General features: G+C 40.6%; 18 protein-coding genes. 16 read left to right on the top strand and 2 right to left on the bottom strand.

Translation table 11 applies throughout. The features are described 5' to 3' along the window. Positions 1-6 precede the first annotated feature (6 nt). The 7 genes from AC1Z3K_RS14320 to AC1Z3K_RS14350 all read left to right on the top strand — a co-directional run bounded on the left by AC1Z3K_RS14320 (position 7) and on the right by AC1Z3K_RS14350 (position 9,350). Positions 7-2,517, top strand: a complete 2,511-nt coding sequence (locus tag AC1Z3K_RS14320) for a PEP/pyruvate-binding domain-containing protein (RefSeq protein ID WP_461733063.1) — start codon at positions 7-9, stop codon at positions 2,515-2,517. Positions 2,518-2,533: 16 nt separating this feature from the next. Further along, positions 2,534-3,160 carry a CDP-alcohol phosphatidyltransferase family protein gene (locus AC1Z3K_RS14325; RefSeq protein ID WP_461733064.1) on the top strand — a complete coding sequence of 209 codons (627 nt, stop codon included), beginning with the start codon at positions 2,534-2,536 and terminating at the stop codon, positions 3,158-3,160. Continuing rightward, entirely contained in the window at positions 3,157-4,050 is an 894-nt protein-coding gene (locus AC1Z3K_RS14330) for a phosphatidylserine decarboxylase (RefSeq protein WP_461733065.1), read from the top strand. Before AC1Z3K_RS14325 ends, AC1Z3K_RS14330 begins: the two co-directional genes overlap by 4 nt. Next, the gene (locus AC1Z3K_RS14335; RefSeq protein ID WP_461733066.1) at positions 4,040-4,945 is read left to right on the top strand and encodes a UbiA prenyltransferase family protein; all 906 of its coding nucleotides are present in this window, start codon (positions 4,040-4,042) and stop codon (positions 4,943-4,945) included. The genes AC1Z3K_RS14330 and AC1Z3K_RS14335 overlap by 11 nt, the downstream gene beginning before the upstream one ends. Beyond that, positions 4,942-7,524 (top strand): phosphoenolpyruvate synthase, encoded by a 2,583-nt coding sequence (locus tag AC1Z3K_RS14340; protein ID WP_461733067.1) that lies wholly within the window; start codon positions 4,942-4,944, stop codon positions 7,522-7,524. Before AC1Z3K_RS14335 ends, AC1Z3K_RS14340 begins: the two co-directional genes overlap by 4 nt. Beyond that, positions 7,508-8,581, top strand: coding sequence for a hypothetical protein (locus tag AC1Z3K_RS14345; protein WP_461733068.1), 1,074 nt, complete (start codon positions 7,508-7,510; stop codon positions 8,579-8,581). The genes AC1Z3K_RS14340 and AC1Z3K_RS14345 overlap by 17 nt, the downstream gene beginning before the upstream one ends. A 142-nt stretch (positions 8,582-8,723) precedes the next feature. Beyond that, positions 8,724-9,350 carry a hypothetical protein gene (locus AC1Z3K_RS14350; protein WP_461733069.1) on the top strand — a complete coding sequence of 209 codons (627 nt, stop codon included), beginning with the start codon at positions 8,724-8,726 and terminating at the stop codon, positions 9,348-9,350. 186 nt (positions 9,351-9,536) lie between these two features. On the opposite strand, the gene AC1Z3K_RS14355 is transcribed toward AC1Z3K_RS14350, so the two are convergent. Together AC1Z3K_RS14355 and AC1Z3K_RS14360 are read right to left on the bottom strand one after the other, a co-directional pair. Further along, a complete protein-coding gene (locus AC1Z3K_RS14355) occupies positions 9,537-10,646 on the bottom strand; it encodes an ABC transporter ATP-binding protein (RefSeq protein WP_426081880.1) in 1,110 nt (369 codons plus the stop codon). Between the two features lie 292 nt (positions 10,647-10,938). Beyond that, a complete protein-coding gene (locus AC1Z3K_RS14360; protein WP_461733070.1) occupies positions 10,939-11,793 on the bottom strand; it encodes a helix-turn-helix domain-containing protein in 855 nt (284 codons plus the stop codon). Positions 11,794-12,072: 279 nt separating this feature from the next. Here AC1Z3K_RS14360 and AC1Z3K_RS14365 point away from each other — a divergent pair, with 279 nt between their 5' ends. The 9 genes from AC1Z3K_RS14365 (at position 12,073) to ahpF (ending at position 21,379) form a co-directional block, all read left to right on the top strand. Continuing rightward, on the top strand, positions 12,073-12,747 hold the full coding sequence (locus AC1Z3K_RS14365) for a response regulator transcription factor (RefSeq protein WP_461733071.1): 675 nt from the start codon (positions 12,073-12,075) through the stop codon (positions 12,745-12,747). Then, positions 12,735-13,895, top strand: a complete 1,161-nt coding sequence (locus AC1Z3K_RS14370) for a sensor histidine kinase (RefSeq protein ID WP_461733072.1) — start codon at positions 12,735-12,737, stop codon at positions 13,893-13,895. Before AC1Z3K_RS14365 ends, AC1Z3K_RS14370 begins: the two co-directional genes overlap by 13 nt. 62 nt (positions 13,896-13,957) lie before the next feature. Then, a complete protein-coding gene (locus tag AC1Z3K_RS14375) occupies positions 13,958-14,845 on the top strand; it encodes an ABC transporter ATP-binding protein (RefSeq protein ID WP_461733073.1) in 888 nt (295 codons plus the stop codon). Then, on the top strand, positions 14,842-16,074 hold the full coding sequence (locus AC1Z3K_RS14380; protein ID WP_461733074.1) for an ABC transporter permease: 1,233 nt from the start codon (positions 14,842-14,844) through the stop codon (positions 16,072-16,074). The genes AC1Z3K_RS14375 and AC1Z3K_RS14380 overlap by 4 nt, the downstream gene beginning before the upstream one ends. Beyond that, the gene (locus AC1Z3K_RS14385; protein ID WP_461733075.1) at positions 16,058-16,681 is read left to right on the top strand and encodes a hypothetical protein; all 624 of its coding nucleotides are present in this window, start codon (positions 16,058-16,060) and stop codon (positions 16,679-16,681) included. Before AC1Z3K_RS14380 ends, AC1Z3K_RS14385 begins: the two co-directional genes overlap by 17 nt. 396 nt (positions 16,682-17,077) lie before the next feature. Further along, positions 17,078-18,202: a tyrosine-type recombinase/integrase gene (locus AC1Z3K_RS14390; RefSeq protein ID WP_461733076.1), complete on the top strand. Its 1,125-nt coding sequence runs from the start codon at positions 17,078-17,080 to the stop codon at positions 18,200-18,202. Positions 18,203-18,541: 339 nt separating this feature from the next. After that, entirely contained in the window at positions 18,542-18,988 is a 447-nt protein-coding gene (locus AC1Z3K_RS14395; RefSeq protein ID WP_426081872.1) for a hypothetical protein, read from the top strand. A gap of 286 nt (positions 18,989-19,274) precedes the next feature. After that, the gene (ahpC, locus tag AC1Z3K_RS14400) at positions 19,275-19,838 is read left to right on the top strand and encodes an alkyl hydroperoxide reductase subunit C (protein WP_426081871.1); all 564 of its coding nucleotides are present in this window, start codon (positions 19,275-19,277) and stop codon (positions 19,836-19,838) included. Between the two features lie 11 nt (positions 19,839-19,849). Next, on the top strand, positions 19,850-21,379 hold the full coding sequence (gene ahpF, locus AC1Z3K_RS14405) for an alkyl hydroperoxide reductase subunit F (RefSeq protein WP_461733077.1): 1,530 nt from the start codon (positions 19,850-19,852) through the stop codon (positions 21,377-21,379). Positions 21,380-21,889 lie beyond the last annotated feature (510 nt).

The following is a 21,889-nucleotide window of genomic DNA, read 5'->3' on the forward strand; positions in this document are numbered from 1 at the left end:
ACCGATATGATAAAAAAGATAGAGCAAAACGTAGACAAGAAAAAGGCTGGCGCCAAAGGGGCGATGCTGAGCCAGCTGACCCGACAGGGATTTTCTGTTCCTAAAGGTATCATTGTGGAGCAGTCAGTATACGAGAAAACAATAAAAGAAAACGGGATTGATCAACAGCTTCGACAGCAGCTTGAGCAGTTGTCTGCTGCCAACATCGAAGAGATTAGTAGGACTATTCAGCAGCAGCTTCAATTGATTCATTTTTCCACGTCATTCATCGATGAGTTAGAGCAATTTCTTGATGAGCAAACAGCTTATGCTGTAAGAAGCAGCGGGATTAAAGAGGACTTGGAAGCAGCCAGCTTTGCAGGACAATATGAAAGCTTTCTTGAAATCCAAGGTGTTGAGGCTGTCTTAGCAAGCATCAAGGCGTGTTACCAGTCGATGTTCAGTGTGGAAAATCTCAGCTACCTGCTGAATCGGGAAATGGCAGCTTCTGAGCTGTCGATGGCTGTGATTATTCAGGAATATATCGCTGCTGACTACAGTGGCGTTGCTTTCACCCTTGATCCGGTAACTGGAAATGATCAAACATTGGTGTTGGAGATTGCTGCTGGCAGAGGAGACCAGCTGGTGGGGGGCTTTGTCACCGCAACTGCTTATCGGTATGACTGGAAGATGAAGGAGTGGCTGACTGGTCCGGAAGAACCAACGGAACGTATGCAGCTGGAGGCGTGTATCACCCGTTTTCTAGCTGTTCAGCGCTGGCTTGGCTACCCTTGCGACATTGAATTCGCACTTAAAGAAGGACAGCTGCATTTTTTACAGGTTCGACCGATTACTTCGTATTCCTTTGAAGGAATTCATGGACAGTGGACAACCGCCAATTTTCAGGACGGCGGTGTTTCTTCTGAGGTTTGCACTCCTTTTATGTGGAGTCTATATCATTCTGTCTGGGATTTGGCGCTGGGAGATTTTTTAGTTACAGGTAAAATATTCAAGCAGGAAGATTTTTCGAATCTACTGCGGTTTAGCTATGGACGCCCTTATTGGAATGTAGGTGTAGTCAAACAGGCGATGGCAAAATTTCCCGGGTATGTTGAAAAGGATTTCGACAATGAGTTGGGGATAAAAATAAGTTATTCAGGAGCGGGTCAGAAGACTGGTTTACAGCTGGGGTTGCTGTGGCCGATTATCCGTATGGCTATTGCTCAAAAAGGAAAAGTTAGCCGTTGTCTAAAAGAGGCCCCAAAGAAACGGAAGCAGCTGTTGAAGGCTTACAATGACTTTCGGGAAAAGCTGGAAATACAAGACGAGGCTGAGCTGTTCAATACGTGGAAAAAATTAGTAGAAGAAACCTATATATTTAGCGAAGTCACTTATTTTCAGCAGGTGTACTTAAACACTGTACAGCAGACGCTATTCAAGGATCAGATGTTGAAATATTTAAACTATCAGGAATACTTGCTGCTGCTTGGGGGGCTTTCAGAAATTTCCCACACACTTCCTTATCAGAGCATGTGGACAATCAGCAGAGAAATACTGGCAGATGCTGCGATTCTGGAATACTGGCAGCAGGAATCGGCTGAAGAAATCGCTGCCGATTTGCAGAAGGATGGCGATTTTCCGGGAAAAAATCGAGTAACAGAATATTTGTTGACCTTTGGCTATCATTCAGAGCGGGAATTGAATATTGCCTATCCCTCCTATGAGGAGCAGCCGCTGCCTGTCGTTCAGCAGATTCAAAACCTGTTGCAGCTGGATGAAGCTTTTTCGCCAAAGACAACGAATCAGCAGCAATATCAAGCGTATCTGTCAATAAAAGAAAAACTGACTCAAAAAGTATCTGCAGGAAAAATGAAAAGGCTGACCAAAAAAATAACACAAATTCGGACACTGTTGTGGTGGCGGGAAGAGTTCAAGGATTTTTCTACTCGTTATTATGCATTGATTCGCCAATACACACTGAAGCTGGCAGAAAGCTTGACGGTTAAAGGAATACTTCAACAGCCGGAGGATATTTGGTATTTAAGGACAGAAGAAATCATTCGCTTTCTTGATGGAAAGATTAGCGAAGAAGAGCTGCAGGACTATCTGGAAATAGGTCGCTCGTACTATCTTTCTTTTCGACAGTTTCAGCCAGCAGGAGACATCGGTTCCGTTTATCAGAAAGAAGCTCATGAAGAGAAACAGCTGGATAGAGATGGACTTGCAGGAGTGGGCTGTAATCAGGGAATCGTCACTGGCAGGGCTCGTGTCATCAAAGATACTGCATCTATGAATCAGCTGCAGATTGGCGAGATTTTGGTTACCCGGTTTACAGATACAGGCTGGACCAGTAAATTTGCTATTCTGAAAGGAATTGTGACAGAAACAGGCGGTGTCCTGTGCCATGCAGCAATTTGTGCTCGTGAATATGGCGTACCCTGTATCGTATGTGCCAAAGAAGCAACGCAAAAAATAGAAACAGGTATGCTTCTGGAAATCAATGGAGGAACAGGAGAAATTCGCATACTTGATAATTAAAAAGGAGTATCACACAATGTTGATTGGAAGTTATAATAAGACGGTGTTAATTACTTATATTGGAATTATTTTATCTATCGTTGGTATGGTTCAGGCAATCAAGGGAGCGATTCAGTATAGTTTGATTTGCCTGATTGCTGCGGGAATCTGTGATTTGTTTGACGGGCGCTTTGCAGCAATCTTTAAAAGAAATGAGTATGAAAAAAGCTTTGGTGTTGAAATTGATTCGTTGGGGGATATGATTAATTTTGCGGCCTTTCCTATCGTTTTATTTTATATGGCAGGGCTGAATGCTTGGTGGCATATTCCTCTTTTTGGTTTCTATTCATTAGCAGCAATTACCCGGCTGGCGCATTTTAACGTAATGGCAAAGAGTGCCTCTGAGACTGAAAGACCTAGCTTCTTTCAAGGACTGCCTGTTACGTACAGTGCACTGATTTTTCCACTTGTTTGGTTAATCAGCAGTTGGCTTATGCCTGATTTGCGAGATATGCTGTGTTCTCTGGCGTTCTTGTGTGTTGGTGTTCTATTTGTCTTGGACGTGAAAATTCCAAAGCCGCGAGGAGCAGCGTATATATTTTTTGCTGTGTTGGCGGTGCTTGTTTCGTATTTTATTCTAACCTTTAGAGGCGCTGTATCATGAATGCTGGCGATAAAATCCAAATTTATGACCGACAGCATAAACAGCTTCGTGAGGAAAGACAATATCAGGCGGGGCTGCTAAAGTTTTTATACGGGACACTTGCCGGTCGAATTCTGCTAAAGCTGTTTATCTCGACACCATTGTTCTCAAGATTCTATGCGTTTTCGGTAAAAAGCCGTCGTTCAAAAAAGAAAATTCTGCCATTTATTGAACGCTACCAAATTGATATGAGTGAGTTTCAGGAAGAAGACTATCCAAATTTCGATGCTTTTTTTACACGGCGGATCAAACCGGAAGCTAGAGGCTTCAGCCCACAGCCAGCAGAGCTTTGTGCGCCGGCAGATGCCCGATTAATGGCGTATCCTATTACTGATGATTTGACATTTACAGTAAAAAATAGTCAGTATTCGGTACAGTCGTTGCTGAAAAATGACCAGCTGGCTGAAAAATACCGCAAGGGCTGTTGTCTGGTTTTTCGTCTGACAGTAACTGATTATCACCGCTACTGCTATATCGATGAAGGACGGACGAAGGAAAGTCAAAAGGTCAAAGGGCGGCTGCACACAGTTAGTCCCATCTCCTTAGCTGCTCATGAAGTATACGCTGAGAACAGTCGGGTATGGACAGTACTGGCGACAGAGAATTTTGGCGAGGTTGTTCAAGTAGAGGTTGGTGCCCTTTTGGTTGGGCGCATAACGAATCATTCGCAAAAAAACTTTTCCCGCGGGGAAGAAAAAGGTTATTTCAGCTATGGCGGCTCAACAATTATTCTTTTGTTCAAAGAAGGACAGATAACGGTTGATTCGGAGCTATGGCAATGGACACAAAGAGGAGTAGAATGTACCGTAAAATTAGGTGAAAAGATTGGAGTTGGGAAAGATGTTATCTAGATTAAATACGTATTATAAAGAAATGTTCCCGCTGATTCCCAGATTATTTGTCGGGGTTATCATGTTTTTCGAGATTTATTTTTTATTGCTGCTGAACTATGGTGTAAAGGTCGAACAGTTGTCCATTGGCATGGGCGAAATTGTCGGCAGTCTAACAATTTTTATTTTTCTAATGATTTTAAGAATTGCTGATGACTTCAAGGATTATGAAACTGATCAGCGGCTGTTCCCTCATCGGGCGCTGCCGTCGGGAAGGGTATATAAACAGGATTTAATCAAGGTTGCTGTAGTAGTGATTGTTATTGCGGTTGTCAGCAACATCATCTGGATGAACAATCTGCCGTTTTTTGCGTTCTTGTTTATTTACGGCACCCTGATGTCGCTCTGGTTCTTTCAAAAGAGCAAGATTCAGCCAAATTTACTGCTGGCTCTTGTCACTCACAATCCTGTCCAGCTGGTGATGAATGCATACATTATTTCTTTTACCTGCTACAAATATGACTTGCCTTTGGTTTCCTGGACGAGTTTTCTAGTTTTGCTTACTTTATATTTTCCAGCACTTATTTGGGAAATCTCCAGAAAGATTCGTGCGCCAAAGGATGAGACGGAGTATGTCACGTATTCAAGAATCTTTGGCTATAAAAAGGCGACACGTTTTGTACTGATTTTGACAGCAGTAGATGTGGTAACGAATATTCTGCTGACCTATCGCTTAAACCGTTTTGCTGTTTTGTTGATTCTGGGCAACTTATTATGGTTTACTCTTCAATGCCGGAAATTCTCTGCTGATCCGACGCAATTTAAAATTGTGGATAAGGTAGAGCGTTATACGTATATTCTGGAAACGATGATGATACTTGTAGTAATCGGATATCTTCTACTGGGCCGCTTATGAGTATGTTAATTGATTATCAAAACTATCAGGAGCATCAGGTTGGCGGAAAAGCTGCACGTCTTTTTCAGCTCCAGAAGATGGGCTACAGAGTACCCGATTTATGTTGTCTTTCAGCTGAACTGTTTCAAAAGAGCATCACGGAAAAAACATTTGAAAAAATTCGCAGACTGACTAGCTCTATTGATTATGAATCGGCAGCTTCACTACATGAGACGAGTAGAAAGCTTCAGGATATTGTTCGAGAAGCGCTGTCAGAAACTGCTATTCTAGATGACCTACCGAAATTGATTTCTAAACGCTTTCCAGGCGAGTCTCTATTTGCAGTTCGTTCATCGGGCATGATAGAAGATGGAACAGAGGATTCCTTTGCCGGTCAGTTTGCTTCCTTCCTTTCACTTGCTGAACAGGAGATTCCGGAGTCAGTCGTTCAATGTATTGTTTCTCAGTTTCAGCCAAATGTACTCAGCTATATGAGGGAGAGAGCCTATCAGCTGGAAGCAATGATTTTTTCAGTAAATGTCATCATTCAGGTGATGGTGCCGGGAGAATATTCTGGTATTTTATTTACGGCAAATCCGCAGGGGTTGCTGAATGAATCAGTACTCGTTGTAGGAAAAGGGACCGGAAATCTAGTGGTCGAAGATCGTGTGGATACAACTAGCTATTACTATCAAACGACAGATCAGCTGTATTATTATGAACAGCAGGCAGAAGGTCCCCTTCTGGAGGAAGCAGCTGTTCAAGAATTAATTATGCTTGGGCAGGAACTCAAAAAAACAATGGGGCAGGAGCTGGATATAGAATTTACTTGCTCTAATCAACAATTTTATCTGCTGCAGCTTCGTCCGATTACAACACTGGGAAAAGACTTCCCAATAGTATTAGACAACAGCAATATTGTCGAGAGTTATCCGGGAATCACATTGCCGTTAACCTTTTCTTTTATTAAACAGGCTTATTTCGGTGTGTTTCGCGGATTGGCTTTGCGCTGTGTTCCAGACCGGCGTTTTGTGGCTGCCTATGAAAATATCTTTGAAGAAATGTTGGCAAATGTAAATGGCCGTGTCTATTACAGGCTCAATAATTGGTATACGCTGCTTAGCTTCTTACCTATGTCCCGTAGAATTATTCCGGTATGGGAGGAAATGCTGGGAATTACGGAGGAGGCGCCGTCACAAGGATTGGTGGCTATGCCGCTGCACAAACGGCTGAGAACCTATTTCCAGGTTGTACGTGAAGCAGTAAAAATCCCCAAAGGGATGGCTGCATTGAATCGCTCCTTTATTGAAATTGAAGAATTATTTCAGAACAGATTTCATACAAAGCTAACGAATCAGGAAATTTTTGTACTGTATCAGGAAATCAAGGATCAGGTGCTTGCAGATTGGGATATTACATTGTTGAATGATTTATATGCGTTTGTTTATACAGGTCTGCTTAAGCGTCAGTTGAAAAAGCTGAACAGTGAGAATTATGAACAGCAGACGAACGAGTTTATTTCCGGTATTACAGATTTGGAAAGTATGAAGCCGGTGCTGGCGCTTCTGCATCTTGCTCAAAAGCTTGTGGACAGTGGACAAACCGAAGAGCTATTTTCAATACAAACAGCTGAGCAGGCTGAAACTGGTTTGAAAAATCCTCAAACATCAATGTTTCTGGCAGTTAAAGAATACATTCAGCTATATGGCGACCGCTCGCCGGAGGAGCTGAAGCTGGAAACAGGCACATTTAGAGCCAAGCCGCTCAAGCTGTTTCAGGAGCTGCAGAGCTATGCAGCCAATCCTGAAATACTAGAAAAGCTACTGGGAAAACTGACAGAATCGGAAGCAACAGCAGTGCGGCTGTTAGCAGAAAAGAAGACTAGTCAGCGACAGCAAAAAAAGCTGGAACGGCTGAGCAGCAAAGCAATGCTGGGAATAAAAAATCGGGAAATATCCCGTCTAAATCGAAGCCGTTTATACGGCATGGTGCGCAGCTTATTTACAGTTATGGGCCATAACTTGAGTGATACAGGTCTCTTAAAACAGCCGGAAGATATTTTCTATCTGACAATTGAAGAACTTGAAGAAGTAAACAGAGAAGAAGCACCGAAAATTAATTTTCTTGAGCGGATTGAGAAGCGGAAACGGGAGTATCAGCAGTTTAAGCAGCTGCCTGCATATACACGATTAATATACGCTAAACAGGAATTTAATAAGTATCCACAGACGATTAATTCTGTAAGGATTGATGATGGAACAGATGATTTGAGGGGAATCCCCTGTTCGGAGGGGATTATAACTGCTGAGGTTCTTGTTATAGAAAACCCTCATGAGGTTTCAAACAGCGAAGGAAAAATTCTAGTGACGAAGATGACAGATCCTGGCTGGGTTTTCTTATTAGCTAAAGCAGCTGGAGTTATTGCAGAAAAAGGCTCGCTTCTTTCTCATACAGCCATTATTTCAAGAGAATTAAAGATTCCGTCAGTTGTTGGTGTAAAGAACGCAGTCAGTCAGCTGAAAACTGGCGATTTAGTCACCTTGAATGGAAATACTGGGGAGATTCTAGTGGGAGGAAAAGAAAATGTATCAGCTAATTGAGTTTGATTCTGAAGCAGAAAAAATTACTGACTTTCTATCTTTGCCTAAGAAAATCTACACATCAGCTCAGCTGACGCAGGACATGGAGGAAGAACAGGCTTTACTAAGCGGCACACATCTTTTAAGCAGCTATTTCCGGTTGCGGAAGCTTCTAGTTTATGACAAACAAGGAAATGTCTGCGGTCGTTGTGTCTTGACTATCTACCCCAATGACCACACTGGATACTTAGGTTTTTTTGAAACAACAGAGGATAAGAGCTGCAGCCGGCTGCTATTCGATTGGGCAGCTGAAACAGCTGCAGCAGAAGGCTTAAAAAAGCTTGTCGGACCTGTCGACTGCTCCTTTTGGGTTCGCTACCGGTTAAAAACAAGCCACTTTGAACGGGCCCCCTACATCACAGAACCTTACCATCATGCGTATTATCTGGATTACTTTTTGGAGAATCAATTTGAAATTACGGAGACGTATGTTTCAAATAGCTATCCTGCTATGATGAAAGATCAGCAGCCCAGCTCTTACCTGCGTGTCCATCAACGGCTGATAAAGCAGGGGTATCAGATTGTTTCGCCGAGAAAACAGGAGTGGGAGCAGGTAATTGGCGAGGTCTATCAGCTGCTGATTGAGCTGTATGCTGATTTTCCAGTGTTCAAGGAGATTTCTCAAGAAGATTTTCAGACCTATTTTGCGAGGTACAAAATCATTTTAGATTTATCGATGGTAAAAATGGCTTATTATAAAGGACAGCCGGTGGCATTCTTTATCGGTATCCCTGATTATGGTAATTCCTTGTATGGCAGAATGACGCCAGTCAAGCTCTTTCGCTTTCTGCGGACAAAGAAAAAAGCGAAGCGTTATATTCTCTCATATTTGGGCGTGTTAAATAGTCATTTAGGTGTTGGCCTGGGGATTGCTCATGAAATCATGGAAGAGCTCTATCGTCGAGGAGCCGCAAGTGTAGGTGCTTTTATTCAAAGCGGCAAAGTGACTGAACGCTACTGGGGTGAATTTATTGAGGATAAGTCACAGTACGTCCTTTTGGAACGCAAAGTGCAATAGAAGAGCTGAGCACCCTGATGTGATTAGAGCATCTGCATTGAACGTATGAGATAGAAAAATCATTAATTTAATGTTATTTATCTTATCTATTTCCAATAATTTACTGACTTAGAATACATTAAATAGTAGAAAGGCGGTTACTATGTATATAGAAAAATTAGCATCGAATTTGAATCAACAGACCGAAACTCAAAATGTAGAGATAGCAAAGCTATTAGTGCAGAATCAGGATGATAAGGGAATTTTTGAAATCGTTCAGGGATTGAAGCAGAAAAAGGCCATTGCAAATGATTGTATCAAGGTTTTGTATGAAGTCGGTGAGCAAAATCCATCGTTAATTACAGCCTACGTATCTGAGTTATTAGATTGCTTGGCTAGCAAAAATAATCGTTTGGTTTGGGGAGCTATGACCGCACTTGCTACTATAGCCGAGGAGAAGGCAGAGGCTATCCACCAACAAATTGATAAAGTCCTGTATGCCTATGAAAATGGCAGTGTAATTACTGTTGATAACAGCATATCCGTTTTTGCTAAGCTGTGTAAGGTGAACAAAGAATATGAGAAAGAGCTGTTTCCTTTGCTGCTCACTCATTTATCGACCTGTCGTCCGAAAGAAGTGGCACAGCATAGTGAGAGAGTAGCTCTCTGTATATCTAGCCATAATAAGCATCTATTTATTGACGTTTTAGAAAAAAGGAAGCCGGAGCTTACCACTGCACAAAAAAAGCGAATAGAAAAGCTGCTGAAGAAAATTACTGTTATAAATTAGCACCAGTCTAGAAATGCAGCTGAGAATAGTTTTATACTTCCATGGGTATTGTCATGCTGAAATTTCAATGGTGGATGACATAAAGGCTTTTCTATTAGATGGACGCCAAATTCTTGTAGAATCTATCAATCATAAAAGGGTGTGACACTGTCAAATTGACAAATATCACACCCTTTTTTAATTTTACTATGGTAATTTAATCACTTCTTCTGTTGATTTATCAAAGAAATGGCTCTTATTAAGGTTGAATGCCAGATTAATCATTTCACCTGGGGTGTGCAGTTCACGCGCATCAACTTTGGATACAAATTCATGATTACCAACTTTTGTATACAGCATTGTTTCTGCACCTAGAAGCTCGGATACAACGATTTCTGAGCGGACAACAGTTTCAGGAGCAGCCTCCAAAGCAATTGGTTCGCTGTGGATATCTTCCGGACGAATCCCAAAGACAACTTCTTTTCCTTCGTAGCCTTTTTGAACCAGCATTTTATTTTGACCTTCTGGAAGTGTCAAATTAAAGTCTTTACCATCACTGATAACACCATTATTTAGTGTTACGTTGAAGAAGTTCATAGCTGGAGAACCGATAAATCCAGCGACAAAGACATTATTCGGTGTGTCATAAACCTCTTTAGGAGAACCAATTTGCTGTACAAAGCCATCTTTCATAATGACAATTCTATCTGCCATCGTCATCGCTTCGGTTTGGTCATGGGTCACATAGATAGTTGTAGTTTCTAAACGGCGGTGAAGCTTAGCGATTTCTGCACGCATGGCAACACGTAATTTTGCATCTAAGTTTGATAGTGGTTCATCCATCAGGAAGACTTTTGCATCACGAACGATGGCACGTCCCAATGCCACACGCTGACGCTGACCACCAGATAAGGCAGCTGGTTTACGTTTCAAATATTCTGTCAAACCTAAAATGTCTGCAGCATTTTCCACACGCTTTCTGATTTCTTCCTTATCATATTTACGCAGCTTCAAACCAAAAGCCATATTATCAAAAACAGTCATATGGGGATATAAGGCATAGTTCTGGAAAACCATGGCAATGTCACGGTCTTTTGGTGCAACATCATTCATTACCTTATCGCCAATAACCAAGTCGCCTTCAGTAATATCTTCCAGTCCGGCAATCATACGAAGAGTTGTTGATTTTCCACAGCCGGAAGGACCAACAAATACAATAAATTCGCGGTCAGCGATATCTAAATTAAAGTCCGTTACTGAATATTTTTCAGCATTGTCATATTTTTTATGAACGTGTTTTAAAGCGATTTCTACCATTACAGTTCCTCTTTTCTCTTATTTTGATGAGTTCAGTATATATGAAAGCGGTGTCTTGCAACAATGGTATTTTGCCCAAGAAACAATCTGAAATTTCGGCATATTGCCGAAAGCGTTTTTCAGGACAATAGTTTGGCGCAAAAAACGAAGGGAATAAAGGGATATAAACTGCTGGAATATTCCTCATGGACGAAAAATAAAAGAGAGACGGGAACCTACTAAAGTCCAGTCTCTCTCTATTCTAAAACCGAATTAACGGCATTCAGGTCTGCTCTTAACCCTCTGATCTGCGCTAGTCGTTTAGCAGCAGGAAGCAGAGAATTAACTCATCCGTATTTTTTAAATTCATCCCAGTTTGTTCCTGGAATTTCTCCAGACGATATTGAAGGGTGTTACGGTGCATAAACAATTCTTTGGCTGTTGAACTGAGATTCCCCTGATTTGTCCAGAGAGCCTGAATAATCTCCTTCATCTCTTCGTCAATATGCCATTCTTCCTTCATCGATTGAGTCAGAGCACTTTTGGCCAATGCCTCTTTTGTAAAATAGTGAAGGGCAACATCTGAAATTCCAAAAACCTTTTTCCGTTTAACTAGCCGAACCTCTTCTCTAAATATCTCCTGCTCTTCTTCAAAAAGCTTTGGAAATTCTTTTGAGCTCTCGTGAAATTGTCCAATAAATAAACGGCTGAGCGTGCTGAAGTCATCATCTAAGGTAAGAAAAATTCCTTCAAGTTCTTCTTTTGAAAGCGCGTATTTTGTTTGTTTTTCTACTAATATGGCCTGATTAGGCGTTAAAAAGAAAAAGTCTTCAGTGTTAGAAAAAATTCCTTCAATATGTTCCTTCCAGATATCAGCCTGAAATTCCTCAGGAGACTGGATTTGAATTTGAATAATCCGAAAACGTCCGGTTTTGCTGTAATCTTTTTTTTGAAAGAGAAACTGATACCAGAGACTTTCTGTATTTAAATCAATAGATGCTTCAGCTGTTAAAAGCTTCAATAGGGCTTGTTCATTTTCAGTTAGTTTTTCTTTTTCAATCCAAAGAAAACCGTCTTTATCTGGAAAAGAAAGATATTTTTGATTGTCAGCGGGATGTGTGTGCCAGCTGGCGTTTGGATAAATAGCTTGTAACTCTTGTCGTTTCAAGGATTGTACACCTCATTTATCATAAATTTATTCTTATATGAAATGGATACTGTGAACTGCCAGTCATAGCGTATCCACCGTTTCGCTCTTCTTTGTTGAATAATTTCAGTCTATCATATCCATTAAGGGATTGTAAGCATTTGCTAAAGCGGCTGACAAAGAAATACCTAAAGTTAGCTATCAGTAATTTTACTTTTCTTTCATGTTTATAGTGAAAGTATAGGGAAAAGACCAGTATAATAGGTGATATGTGCAGCAATAAGAAAAAGAGGTGGGCGTATGAAGCAAAAGCTTCTAATCATCGATGATGAAATAGATTTAGTAGAAACCTTGAAGCGTTATTTTGAGTTGTCTGGTTATCTGATTTACACAGCTGGCAATGGTGCAGAAGGACTGCAGCTTCTTAATAAGAAACCAGATTTAATTCTCCTTGATGTCAATATGCCGGAAATGGATGGGTTGGATTTTTGCAGAGCTGTCCGGGAGGTTATCCATGTTCCGATTATCTTCCTTTCAGCCAGAGTAGACCAAACCAGTCGGATGGAAGGATTGGTTGCCGGAGGGGATGATTATCTGCTGAAGCCGTTTAGTATGGAGGAGCTAGGACTAAGAATACAAGCTCATTTGCGGCGGGAAGCACGAGGAGGCAGAGAGGAATCGGTTGCTTATTTTGGACAATTAGCTGTTCTGTATCAGCGAAAAGAGATTCGCTGCCGGAATCAAATAATTCCTTTAACTAGAACAGAATTTGAAATCGCTGCGTACCTGTCTCTTCGAAAAGGCAAGGTATTCAGCAAAGAACAAATTTATGAACATTTATGGGGCTTTGATAAAGAAGGCGACAGCGGCATTATAACAGAGCATATTCGGCGGATTCGGGCAAAAATAGGAAAGGTGTATCCGGAAGAAATAATAGAAACGGTTTGGGGGCTGGGCTATAAATGGATTGGTTAGATGAGCAGCTTCAGAGAATCCGTCTGACAAATAAAAAACTGACAGCCAGCTTGAGCCTTTATATTTTCACAGGAATTATTCTGGCTGTTTTTGCCTATATGGTTACAGTTAGTATTTGTGTGGGGTGGGAAAAACTGCTGCTGGATGAAGCAGATTCTATGGACAGCTATATTGACATGATTTTTTATTCTCATAATGCCGGGATTCCTCAGCAGCTGGTAGTGCCAGTCACTATTTTGCAGCTGATTCGTCATTTTTCAGTTATTCTGTATGCTGTATTGGCGATTGTCTGGATTAGCAGAAAGTTTTACAAGGACAAAATTCTACAGCCGTTAATTATTATGAATGAAACGATTGAGGGAATCAGCCGTAAAGATTTGTCGATCGCCTGCTACTATAAAAGCGGCGATGAGTTTGAAAGGATTTGTTCAGGCCTGGATCAGATGAGAGTACAGCTGATTCAGGACCAGCAGCAGATTATACGAACACACGAGGAGCAGCGCCAGCTTAATTCAATATTCGCTCATGATGTTCGAACACCTTTGGCAGTTATTCAGAGCAATGTGGAGCTGATTCGTAAATTCCATCCGCTTGGAACATTGACGGAGCAAGCATTGAATGACTCTTTGGATAAGATTGGGCGTAATGTCCAGCGTCTTAATGACTTTACCTTTACCATGCAGGAGATTCAAAAGCTGGATGAAATAGATTTGAATAAGCGGCAGCAGCATACACAAACAATGATTCAAACGATTCAGGAAACTGGTAATGCTATAGTAACAAAAGAATTTCGCTTAATAGTTTCCAGCCAATTCCCTAAAAAAATTAATTGTGATCTTCCCTTGATTATGCAGGTTGTTGAGAATCTGCTGACAAACGCCGACCGGTTTGCAAAAAATATAGTAAGTCTAACAATACAGTTTGATGCAGACTTTTTATACCTGTTTGTACAGGATGATGGAGCAGGGTTTTCAAAAGAAGATATCCAGCACGCTGCAACCCCCTACTATTCAAAAGATAAGCAGGAACATTTTGGGATGGGGCTGACTATCTGTAAGACGCTGACTAAAAAACACGGAGGCATTCTTCGCTTGTCAAATGGCGTTAACGGCGGTGCAGTCATATCTGCTGCATTTAATACCATGTAGTGAATTTATAGATATTTATTTTCTATTATTAACAATAGAAAATAAAGGAGCTTAGATAAATTATGAGTATTAAAATTGAAGGACTTAATCAATATTATGGAAAGAAGCAAATTCTTCATTCGGTGAATCTAACGATTGAAAATGGCATGTTTGGCTTGCTGGGAAGAAATGGAGCTGGTAAGTCAACGCTGATGAAAACACTGGTAACACTGCTTCCCTGCAAATCCGGCAGCATAACGATGAATGAAATACCGATTGAAAGGCAAAAAGAAATTCGATCGATAATTGGTTATTTGCCGCAGGATTTTTCCATGTATCAAAATCTGACTGCGTATGAGGCCCTGGATTATTTAGGCGTTTTATCAGATATGGCTACTCCTGTCCGAAAAAAAAGAATAGAGGCTGTACTTGAACAGGTAAACCTGACTGTTCATCGCAGGCTAAAGGTCAAAGCCATGTCCGGCGGGATGAAACGCAGACTGGGGATTGCTCAGGCGCTGCTGAATGATCCGCAAATACTGGTAGTAGATGAACCAACAGCTGGCTTAGATCCGGAAGAAAGGATTCGTTTTAGAAATTTATTAGCTGAAATTGCAGCGGAACGAATTGTTATCCTCTCCACACATATCGCCAGTGATATTGAAGCTGTAGCAGAAAATTTGGCTATTATTGATCAAGGGAAGGTAACTTATACCGGTACTGTATCAGAATTGTTGGAAACGGCCGAAAATCATATTTTTACTGTTCGGATTCCAAGAACAGAGCTTAATGCAATTAAGCAGCAGGTTCAGGTTATCAATCTTTATCAGGAAGGGGCCAATATTGAAGTTCGTTTTATTGGAAATGAGCGGGAGAAGATTATGGCGCATCCCTTGCTGCTAGCAGTTCCGCCTACGCTGGAAGATGCCTATCTTTATATTTTGCAGCAGAGGGCAGGTGTTCAGCCATGAGTATTAAGTTATTAGGAAAAGAGCTTAAGCTGACAGCCAAAAGCCTGACCTATTGGCTGGTTATAGGTGTGATTTTTGGTTTCATTATGACCCAAATAGGGATGAGCTTGCGGGTAATTCAAGAACCAAAGCCGGGAGAAGACGGTTCTTATGGGATGATTCGTACAGAAAACAAAGAGCTTATTCAGCAGCAGGCATACAGAGCTCTATTTCTGGAATATCAGGCAGAGAGCTATCAAGCCTATCCTTTCGGCTTCTATAAAGAAGTAAAGCTTGATAGTAAAGAAGAACAGACTATCAGAACGATACTTGAAAAAGCAGCTGGAAAAACAATCGAAGAGCTAGCCGCAGACTATACAGCCCAAATAGAGGCCGCAGCACAAAGTAATCCGGGGGAGGCAGTCATGGAAAACAGCTCTTACACCTTTCCGTTAGTCAAAGGTCATGCTTTTTCCCAGTTTGAGGAGGATATGCAAGAAGTTAGTGGGTTTATCGGAAAGGGTTCTGCTTATGAAAAGAATAGCTATATGAATGATGCAGAAGAACCGATGACTTATGAACAAGCGCGTAAGCAGTACCGGAAAATTGTAGAAAAGGACAAGGTAACCGGTGCCTATGCACGGATGGTCTGTGATTATCTGGGCATTATTTTAGCAATTGTTCCGGTATTTTTGGCAGCAACTGTAGCATTGAGAGATAGACGGGCAAAGGCTGCTCCAATTATTTACTCTAGATTAGTTTCTTCAATCCGGCTTGTCGGCTGTCGGTATAGTAGTACGGTATTGCTTTTGCTGATTCCTGTACTGCTAATTAGTCTGATGCCGGCAGTACAATCCTTAGTGATTGCAGATAAATTGAATGCTACCGGCAGTTTGCTGCTGTTTTACCAATATATTATTGGCTGGACCTTGCCGACGATTCTTTTTGTGACAGGACTTGGCTTTTTAATGACTGAGCTATTTGGCGGTATTACGGCAATCGCTGTTCAAATCATTTTTTGGTTTTTCGCTCTATTTTCCAGCACAGATACACTGAACGGTAGTGTAGGCTGGAAGCTAATCCCTCGTTTTAATACGGTAGGACTGCCGGAAGTTTTTGAACAGATTGTTCAAGAGCTTATCTGGAATCGTTTATTCTATGCCGGATTAGGAATCATTTTTCTCGGAGTAACCATTCTTGTTTTTGATTATAAACGCAAGGGAGGACGAATCCTTGGAAAAAGCATTTAAAACAGCTGTAGTATTTGTCCGCTGCCATTATTTTCCCTATATGATTGGCGGGGCTGTTAGTCTCTTGTTTTTACCTATGGCTGCAGGAATGGAAAATTTGGATGTGTACCGCAGTGCAAAGGTTGTTGAATATTGCTTCTCTCTTATCGGTATGCTAATGATGCTTCCCTTATACATTCCAGATACTGATTATGCGGCTTTAAGCGTCATTCGGTCCAAAAGAACCTCCTACAGCTGGATTGTACTGATTCGACTTTTCGTTGAAATCATGTACGGCTTATTGTTGCTGGTTTCCCTGCTGCTTATTATGAAGGCCGGCAGCAGTACGTTTCCTTTTACTTATTTTCTAGTAAGGGGACTAGCAGTAATGCTTTTTCTTGGCGGATTATCCGCATTGGTTTATGGAATAACACGTCAGCCTATCGCTGGTTTAATGGTGGCGTTTTTATATTATCTCTATAATTTGATGGGGAAAGCAGAACTACTGGGAATATTCCGTTTATTCTCATTTGCAGAAGGAACCTGGATTGAAGTGGTGGTTCTATTTTTGACAGGTGTCATCTTCTTAGGAATCAGTCTCTTACTCAGCAAAAATATAATAGAATAGTTATTTGCTTGACGGCAGACCGTGTCATTCTCTTGGAGTGAAGCGGCCTGCTATTTTTTTCAAAAAAATAACTTGACTAGTTCTTGTTTTTTTTATTTTAAAAAATAATTATAATAATGAGATAGGATAAATTATATAAAGGAGTAAAGCGTATACGATGGGAGGATTAAGTGGTATGTTTAAATAAAAATGTCTTGTGTGGAACGACTTAAAACCTGAGTTTTGTCTATAGAGAAACAGTATAAAAAACGTATATTTTTATAATAAATTTGTTTTTTCAAAGACAAGATCAAAAAGTTTCAGTATCGTGGGAAGCAGAAACACTTAATATGGTAAAAAGGAGTAATCAATAGGAAGTTAATTGAATTGGTAAATATTGTATGAGGAGTGTATATTGTGGCGAGAAGAGGAGAAAATATATATAAACGTAAGGATGGACGCTGGGAAGGACGATATATCAAAGCCAGAGATCATCAGGGGAAAATTACTTTTGGTTATGTATATGCAAAAAAATACGGCGAGTTGAGAAAAAAACTGTCGATAAAAAAAGCAGAATACACTTATATAGATGAAGATATAATTCTTTATAAAGGGACTATGAAAGAATGGCTGAACTATTGGCTGGATTATCTAACTGCAAAAAAAATCAAACCCTCTACGTATTCAAACTACCGTAACAAGCTGGATAAGCATATATTCCCCTTTATGGGGGAAATCAAGCTAGTGGAGCTAAATACCTCAACGATAGAAGCATTCATTCATTATTTAATTTCATTAAAACTTTCAGCAAAAACGATTCATTCTATCGTTAATATATTGAAATCAGCCCTCCACAAAGCCTTCGTTGACGGCTACCTAAGGAAAGATCCCTGCTTAGGGATTATTTTACCGAGAACACAAAAGAAAGCTGTTTCTGCTTTGACCAGCAAGCAGCAAAGTCAGCTTGAGGAAGCAGCGTGGAAAGAGGCAGAATGCTCCGCAGTTCTTCTCTCTTTAGCGACAGGGATGCGGATTGGTGAAATCAGTGCACTCCGCTGGGAAGATATTGATTTTGACAATAATATAATTTCAGTGAAGCGAACGCTGCAGAGAATAATGATTTCCGATGGTGAGACAAGCAAAACCAAGGTCATTATTAGTCAGCCGAAAACAGGCAGCTCCATAAGAGCTATTCCTTTGGCAAAAAATTTGAAACGCTATCTATTGAATAAAAAAAAGCAATCGTTATCAATCTATGTTGTTTCTTGTAAAGACAGCTTTGCTGAACCTCGGGTAATTAATTACAGATTTAAGCGGCTGTTGAAAAAAGCTGGTCTGGAGTCAGTTAATTTTCATGTACTAAGACATACCTTCGCGACCCGTTGTGTAGAGGCAGGTGTTGATATTGCCACTCTTAGCAAGCTTTTAGGTCATACATCAATTAAACTGACCTTAGATACCTATACAGACTCGATGTGGGAAAATCGCCAGAAGGCAGTAACTATCCTAGATAACAAACTGAAAAAATACAATGCTGCTTAGCTGTCTAACTGATTGATAGAAAATCACTCCTTTAGAGTTTCCGAATCATCATTTTTCGGAAGCTTTTTTTGGCATGAAGCAGGCTAGAACGCTATAAATTTGACTCGACAGAAAAATATTTGAAGAACTAAAACTAGTCAAACTGCGGACTTTCAAGGTTTAAAAACAGTCAATCGCTGTTTCAGCGATTTTTCATGTTTCATGAATGAAAATGAAAAACAATTTCTTGAAGAAAAGGCAGAGAGGTTTACCACATCCTTTTCAAGATTTTTGAATAAACAATGTACTTTTAGATAGAAAATTTGTTACAGTTAAGAAGTAGAAAAGGAGGGGAACCCAATGCTGACTCCTGCATACCCCAATCGAGGAAAGTACAAAGACCTGCTTATTGAATTAGAGAAGCAGCTATACAAAAATCCCCATTATATTTATGTGAAAGACAGAAAGTTTATCCATAGCCAGCCGCTAATTGAAGACAGCAGGCACTATTATGACCTGCTGCAAAGTTCCTCAAATACTGTTTTATTTTGGAGCTCAAAAACCCGGCTGCATTCCCCAAAGCTGATTTATTCTATTGAGAAACGGACCGTCGTCTTTGAGACTATTATATCAGCTGAACGAGACGATTTTTCCTGGACTTGTTCTTGCTTACTGACTGCGGCAGCTGGGTTGCTGTACGGGTTTAAAGAGGATGTAGAATTTGTTCGAATGCCTAAACAATTTGGAATAAAACTTCTCAAAGAACCTGAAACAGCTGGAGAAGACATCATTTTAACCATCAATTAAGTTCTGACAGCTCCTACATGAGAAATTACTAAAGAGAAAAAAATAGAGTAATTGAGAATTTTAAGTAGTAAATGAAATCGAGAAATATTTCACAAAGCCTCTATACCAATAGATTTGCCTTGTTAGATTAGAATCATTACAATTTTTTAACAATTATAATTATTCCTTGACTTTCTTTAAGATAACCTTGATAATTTTAATTGTACTTTCATTTTGAAAACCTCAAGAAGAAATTGCACGATATTATTTTAAGAAAAATTTTAATTACTTTTAGGAGGAATTTTATATGTCATTAATCGGAAAAGAAGTAGAAGAGTTTCAAGCAAAAGCGTACCACAAAGGTGAGTTTATCGATGTCTCGTCTGAAGATTTAAAAGGTAAATGGAGCGTTGTTTGTTTCTACCCAGCTGACTTTACGTTTGTTTGTCCCACTGAATTAGAAGATTTGCAGGGTCAATATGACACATTGAAAGGGCTGGATGTTGAGGTTTACTCAGTATCAACAGACACTCATTTCACTCATAAAGCTTGGCATGATCATTCGGATGCTATTGGTAAAATCGAATACATCATGATTGGCGATCCAAACCACAACATTTCTCGTATTTTTGATGTTTTAGACGAAGAAGAAGGTTTGGCACAACGTGGAACATTCATCATCGATCCAGACGGCGTTGTTCAAACAATTGAAATCAATGCGGACGGTATCGGCCGTGATGCAAGTATTTTAGTAGATAAAATCAAAGCTGCACAATATGTTCGCAAAAATCCAGGTGAAGTTTGCCCGGCAAAATGGAAAGAAGGCGAAGAAACACTGAAGCCAAGTCTTGACCTTGTAGGAAAAATTTAAGGAGCGTATGTATGGGATTAGATGCAGAAATTAAAGGGCAGCTGGCTCAATACCTTGAGCTGCTGGAGAATGATATTATCTTAAAGGCGAGCGTAGGAACTGACGAGAATTCACAAAAGGTTCTGGAGCTGGTTGAAGAGATTACATCGATGTCTCCAAAGATTACAATGGAGCAGGTACAGCTTGAAAAGACACCGAGCTTTGCTGTAGATTCTGTAGAGGGAACGAGCGGTGTTGTATTCGCTGGACTGCCATTGGGACATGAATTCACTTCTTTAGTCTTAGCACTGCTGCAGGTTAGCGGACGAGCGCCTAAGGTTGATGAGAGTGTTATTAAGCAGATTCAAACAATTGATAAAGAACTTCATTTTGAGACATATGTCAGCTTGACCTGCCACAATTGTCCTGATGTCGTTCAAGCCCTAAATATTATGAGCGTGGTGAATCCAAAGATTTCCCATACTATGATTGAAGGCGGAATGTTTAAAGAAGAAGTTGATGCCAAAGGAATTATGGCTGTACCAACTGTTTTACTGAACGGTGAAGAATTCTCCAGCGGACGTATGACAATCGAACAAATTCTTGAAAAAGCTGCTGGTCCGGCAGATGCTTCTGAATTTGAAGATAAAGAGCCATACGATGTACTGGTAATCGGTGGCGGACCTGCTGGTGCGAGTGCGGCAATCTACGCTGCACGTAAGGGAATTAGAACTGGACTGGTTGCTGAAACATTTGGCGGTCAAGTGCTGGAAACTTTAGGAATTGAAAATGTAATTGGAACGAAATATACAGAGGGACCTAAGCTGATGGCTCAGGTTGAAGAGCATGTGAAGGAATATCCTGTGGATATTATGAAATCACAGCGTACAGCTAAACTAGAGAAAAAAGAGCTTGTTGAAGTTACTCTTGAAAATGGTGCAGTTCTGAAGAGTAAAACAGCGATATTAGCGACTGGTGCCCGCTGGCGGAATGTTGGCGTTCCTGGTGAGCAGGAATTCAAGAACAAAGGGGTGGCTTACTGCCCGCACTGTGATGGTCCATTATTTGAAGGAAAAGATGTCGCGGTTATCGGCGGCGGAAATTCCGGGATTGAGGCAGCGATTGATCTTGCCGGTCTTGTGAAACATGTAACTGTATTAGAGTTTATGACAGAGCTAAAAGCAGATAAGGTGCTTCAAGAGCGTCTGCATTCTCTTCCAAATGTCACTGTACTGACGAATGTTCAAACGAAGGAAATCACAGGCACAGATAAAGTAAACGGTATTAGCTATGCTGACCGTGAAACTGGTGAAGAAGTTCATCTGGATGTTCAAGGAGTCTTCATTTTAATTGGTTTAGTGCCGAATACTGACTGGTTGGGTGACACTCTGGAGCGTACACGAATGGGTGAAATCATTGTAGATAAACATGGTGCAACCAATGTCCCTGGTGTGTTTGCAGCTGGCGACTGTACAGACAGTGCCTATAAGCAAATCATTATTTCAATGGGTTCAGGAGCAACAGCTGCTTTAGGTGCGTTTGATTACATGATTCGAAACTAAAAATTTATAACAAATAGTATTGGGATGAAGCTACTTAATCCCAAAGAAAAAGCTAGGAGAGTTTGGGACATAAGTAAATGCCCGAACTCTTCTTTGTCTAAAATCCGAATAAACGGCGTTCCAAAAGTAGCTCACTACACTTTGTTCCGATAGCATCAACTTCTAAGTGCTAAAAGCACTAAGAGTTGAAGTTCTCGGAAATAAGCCGAACTATCTCAAAAATATGAAAAGCTCCAGGTAGGTATCAATCAACATCTACTCGGTTCCCTTGTAGTGTTTCTTGACAATTTTCGGATAATTCGTCTTATTGCTGTGAAACACAGCGAGGGATGAGCTGATGTTGAACAGTACCTACTTGGTTCTCGAAGCTAAACACTTTTGTCTCGACCTCTTTTAGTATGCTTAAAACCAAATAAAGGGTGCGGCAGTAACACATACAGACACTTAACTGCGACGAGTAATCGCAGGAGAAACTTCTTCGGAAATACGCCGGCATTCAGCAAACATTTG

Source organism: Enterococcus sp. LJL128 (genome assembly GCF_056924295.1).

What these genes read in the sequence shown, in the direction of transcription:
- AC1Z3K_RS14330 (WP_461733065.1), top strand. Translation starts at nt 3,157, where the DNA reads ATGAATGCTGGCGATAAAATCCAAATTTATGACCGACAGCATAAACAG.
- AC1Z3K_RS14380 (WP_461733074.1), top strand. Translation starts at nt 14,842, where the DNA reads ATGAGTATTAAGTTATTAGGAAAAGAGCTTAAGCTGACAGCCAAAAGC.
- ahpF (WP_461733077.1), top strand. Translation starts at nt 19,850, where the DNA reads ATGGGATTAGATGCAGAAATTAAAGGGCAGCTGGCTCAATACCTTGAG.
- AC1Z3K_RS14395 (WP_426081872.1), top strand. Translation starts at nt 18,542, where the DNA reads ATGCTGACTCCTGCATACCCCAATCGAGGAAAGTACAAAGACCTGCTT.
- AC1Z3K_RS14365 (WP_461733071.1), top strand. Translation starts at nt 12,073, where the DNA reads ATGAAGCAAAAGCTTCTAATCATCGATGATGAAATAGATTTAGTAGAA.
- ahpC (WP_426081871.1), top strand. Translation starts at nt 19,275, where the DNA reads ATGTCATTAATCGGAAAAGAAGTAGAAGAGTTTCAAGCAAAAGCGTAC.
- AC1Z3K_RS14325 (WP_461733064.1), top strand. Translation starts at nt 2,534, where the DNA reads ATGTTGATTGGAAGTTATAATAAGACGGTGTTAATTACTTATATTGGA.
- AC1Z3K_RS14355 (WP_426081880.1), bottom strand. Translation starts at nt 10,646, where the DNA reads ATGGTAGAAATCGCTTTAAAACACGTTCATAAAAAATATGACAATGCT.
- AC1Z3K_RS14375 (WP_461733073.1), top strand. Translation starts at nt 13,958, where the DNA reads ATGAGTATTAAAATTGAAGGACTTAATCAATATTATGGAAAGAAGCAA.
- AC1Z3K_RS14350 (WP_461733069.1), top strand. Translation starts at nt 8,724, where the DNA reads ATGTATATAGAAAAATTAGCATCGAATTTGAATCAACAGACCGAAACT.
- AC1Z3K_RS14320 (WP_461733063.1), top strand. Translation starts at nt 7, where the DNA reads ATGATAAAAAAGATAGAGCAAAACGTAGACAAGAAAAAGGCTGGCGCC.
- AC1Z3K_RS14340 (WP_461733067.1), top strand. Translation starts at nt 4,942, where the DNA reads ATGAGTATGTTAATTGATTATCAAAACTATCAGGAGCATCAGGTTGGC.
- AC1Z3K_RS14370 (WP_461733072.1), top strand. Translation starts at nt 12,735, where the DNA reads ATGGATTGGTTAGATGAGCAGCTTCAGAGAATCCGTCTGACAAATAAA.
- AC1Z3K_RS14345 (WP_461733068.1), top strand. Translation starts at nt 7,508, where the DNA reads ATGTATCAGCTAATTGAGTTTGATTCTGAAGCAGAAAAAATTACTGAC.
- AC1Z3K_RS14335 (WP_461733066.1), top strand. Translation starts at nt 4,040, where the DNA reads ATGTTATCTAGATTAAATACGTATTATAAAGAAATGTTCCCGCTGATT.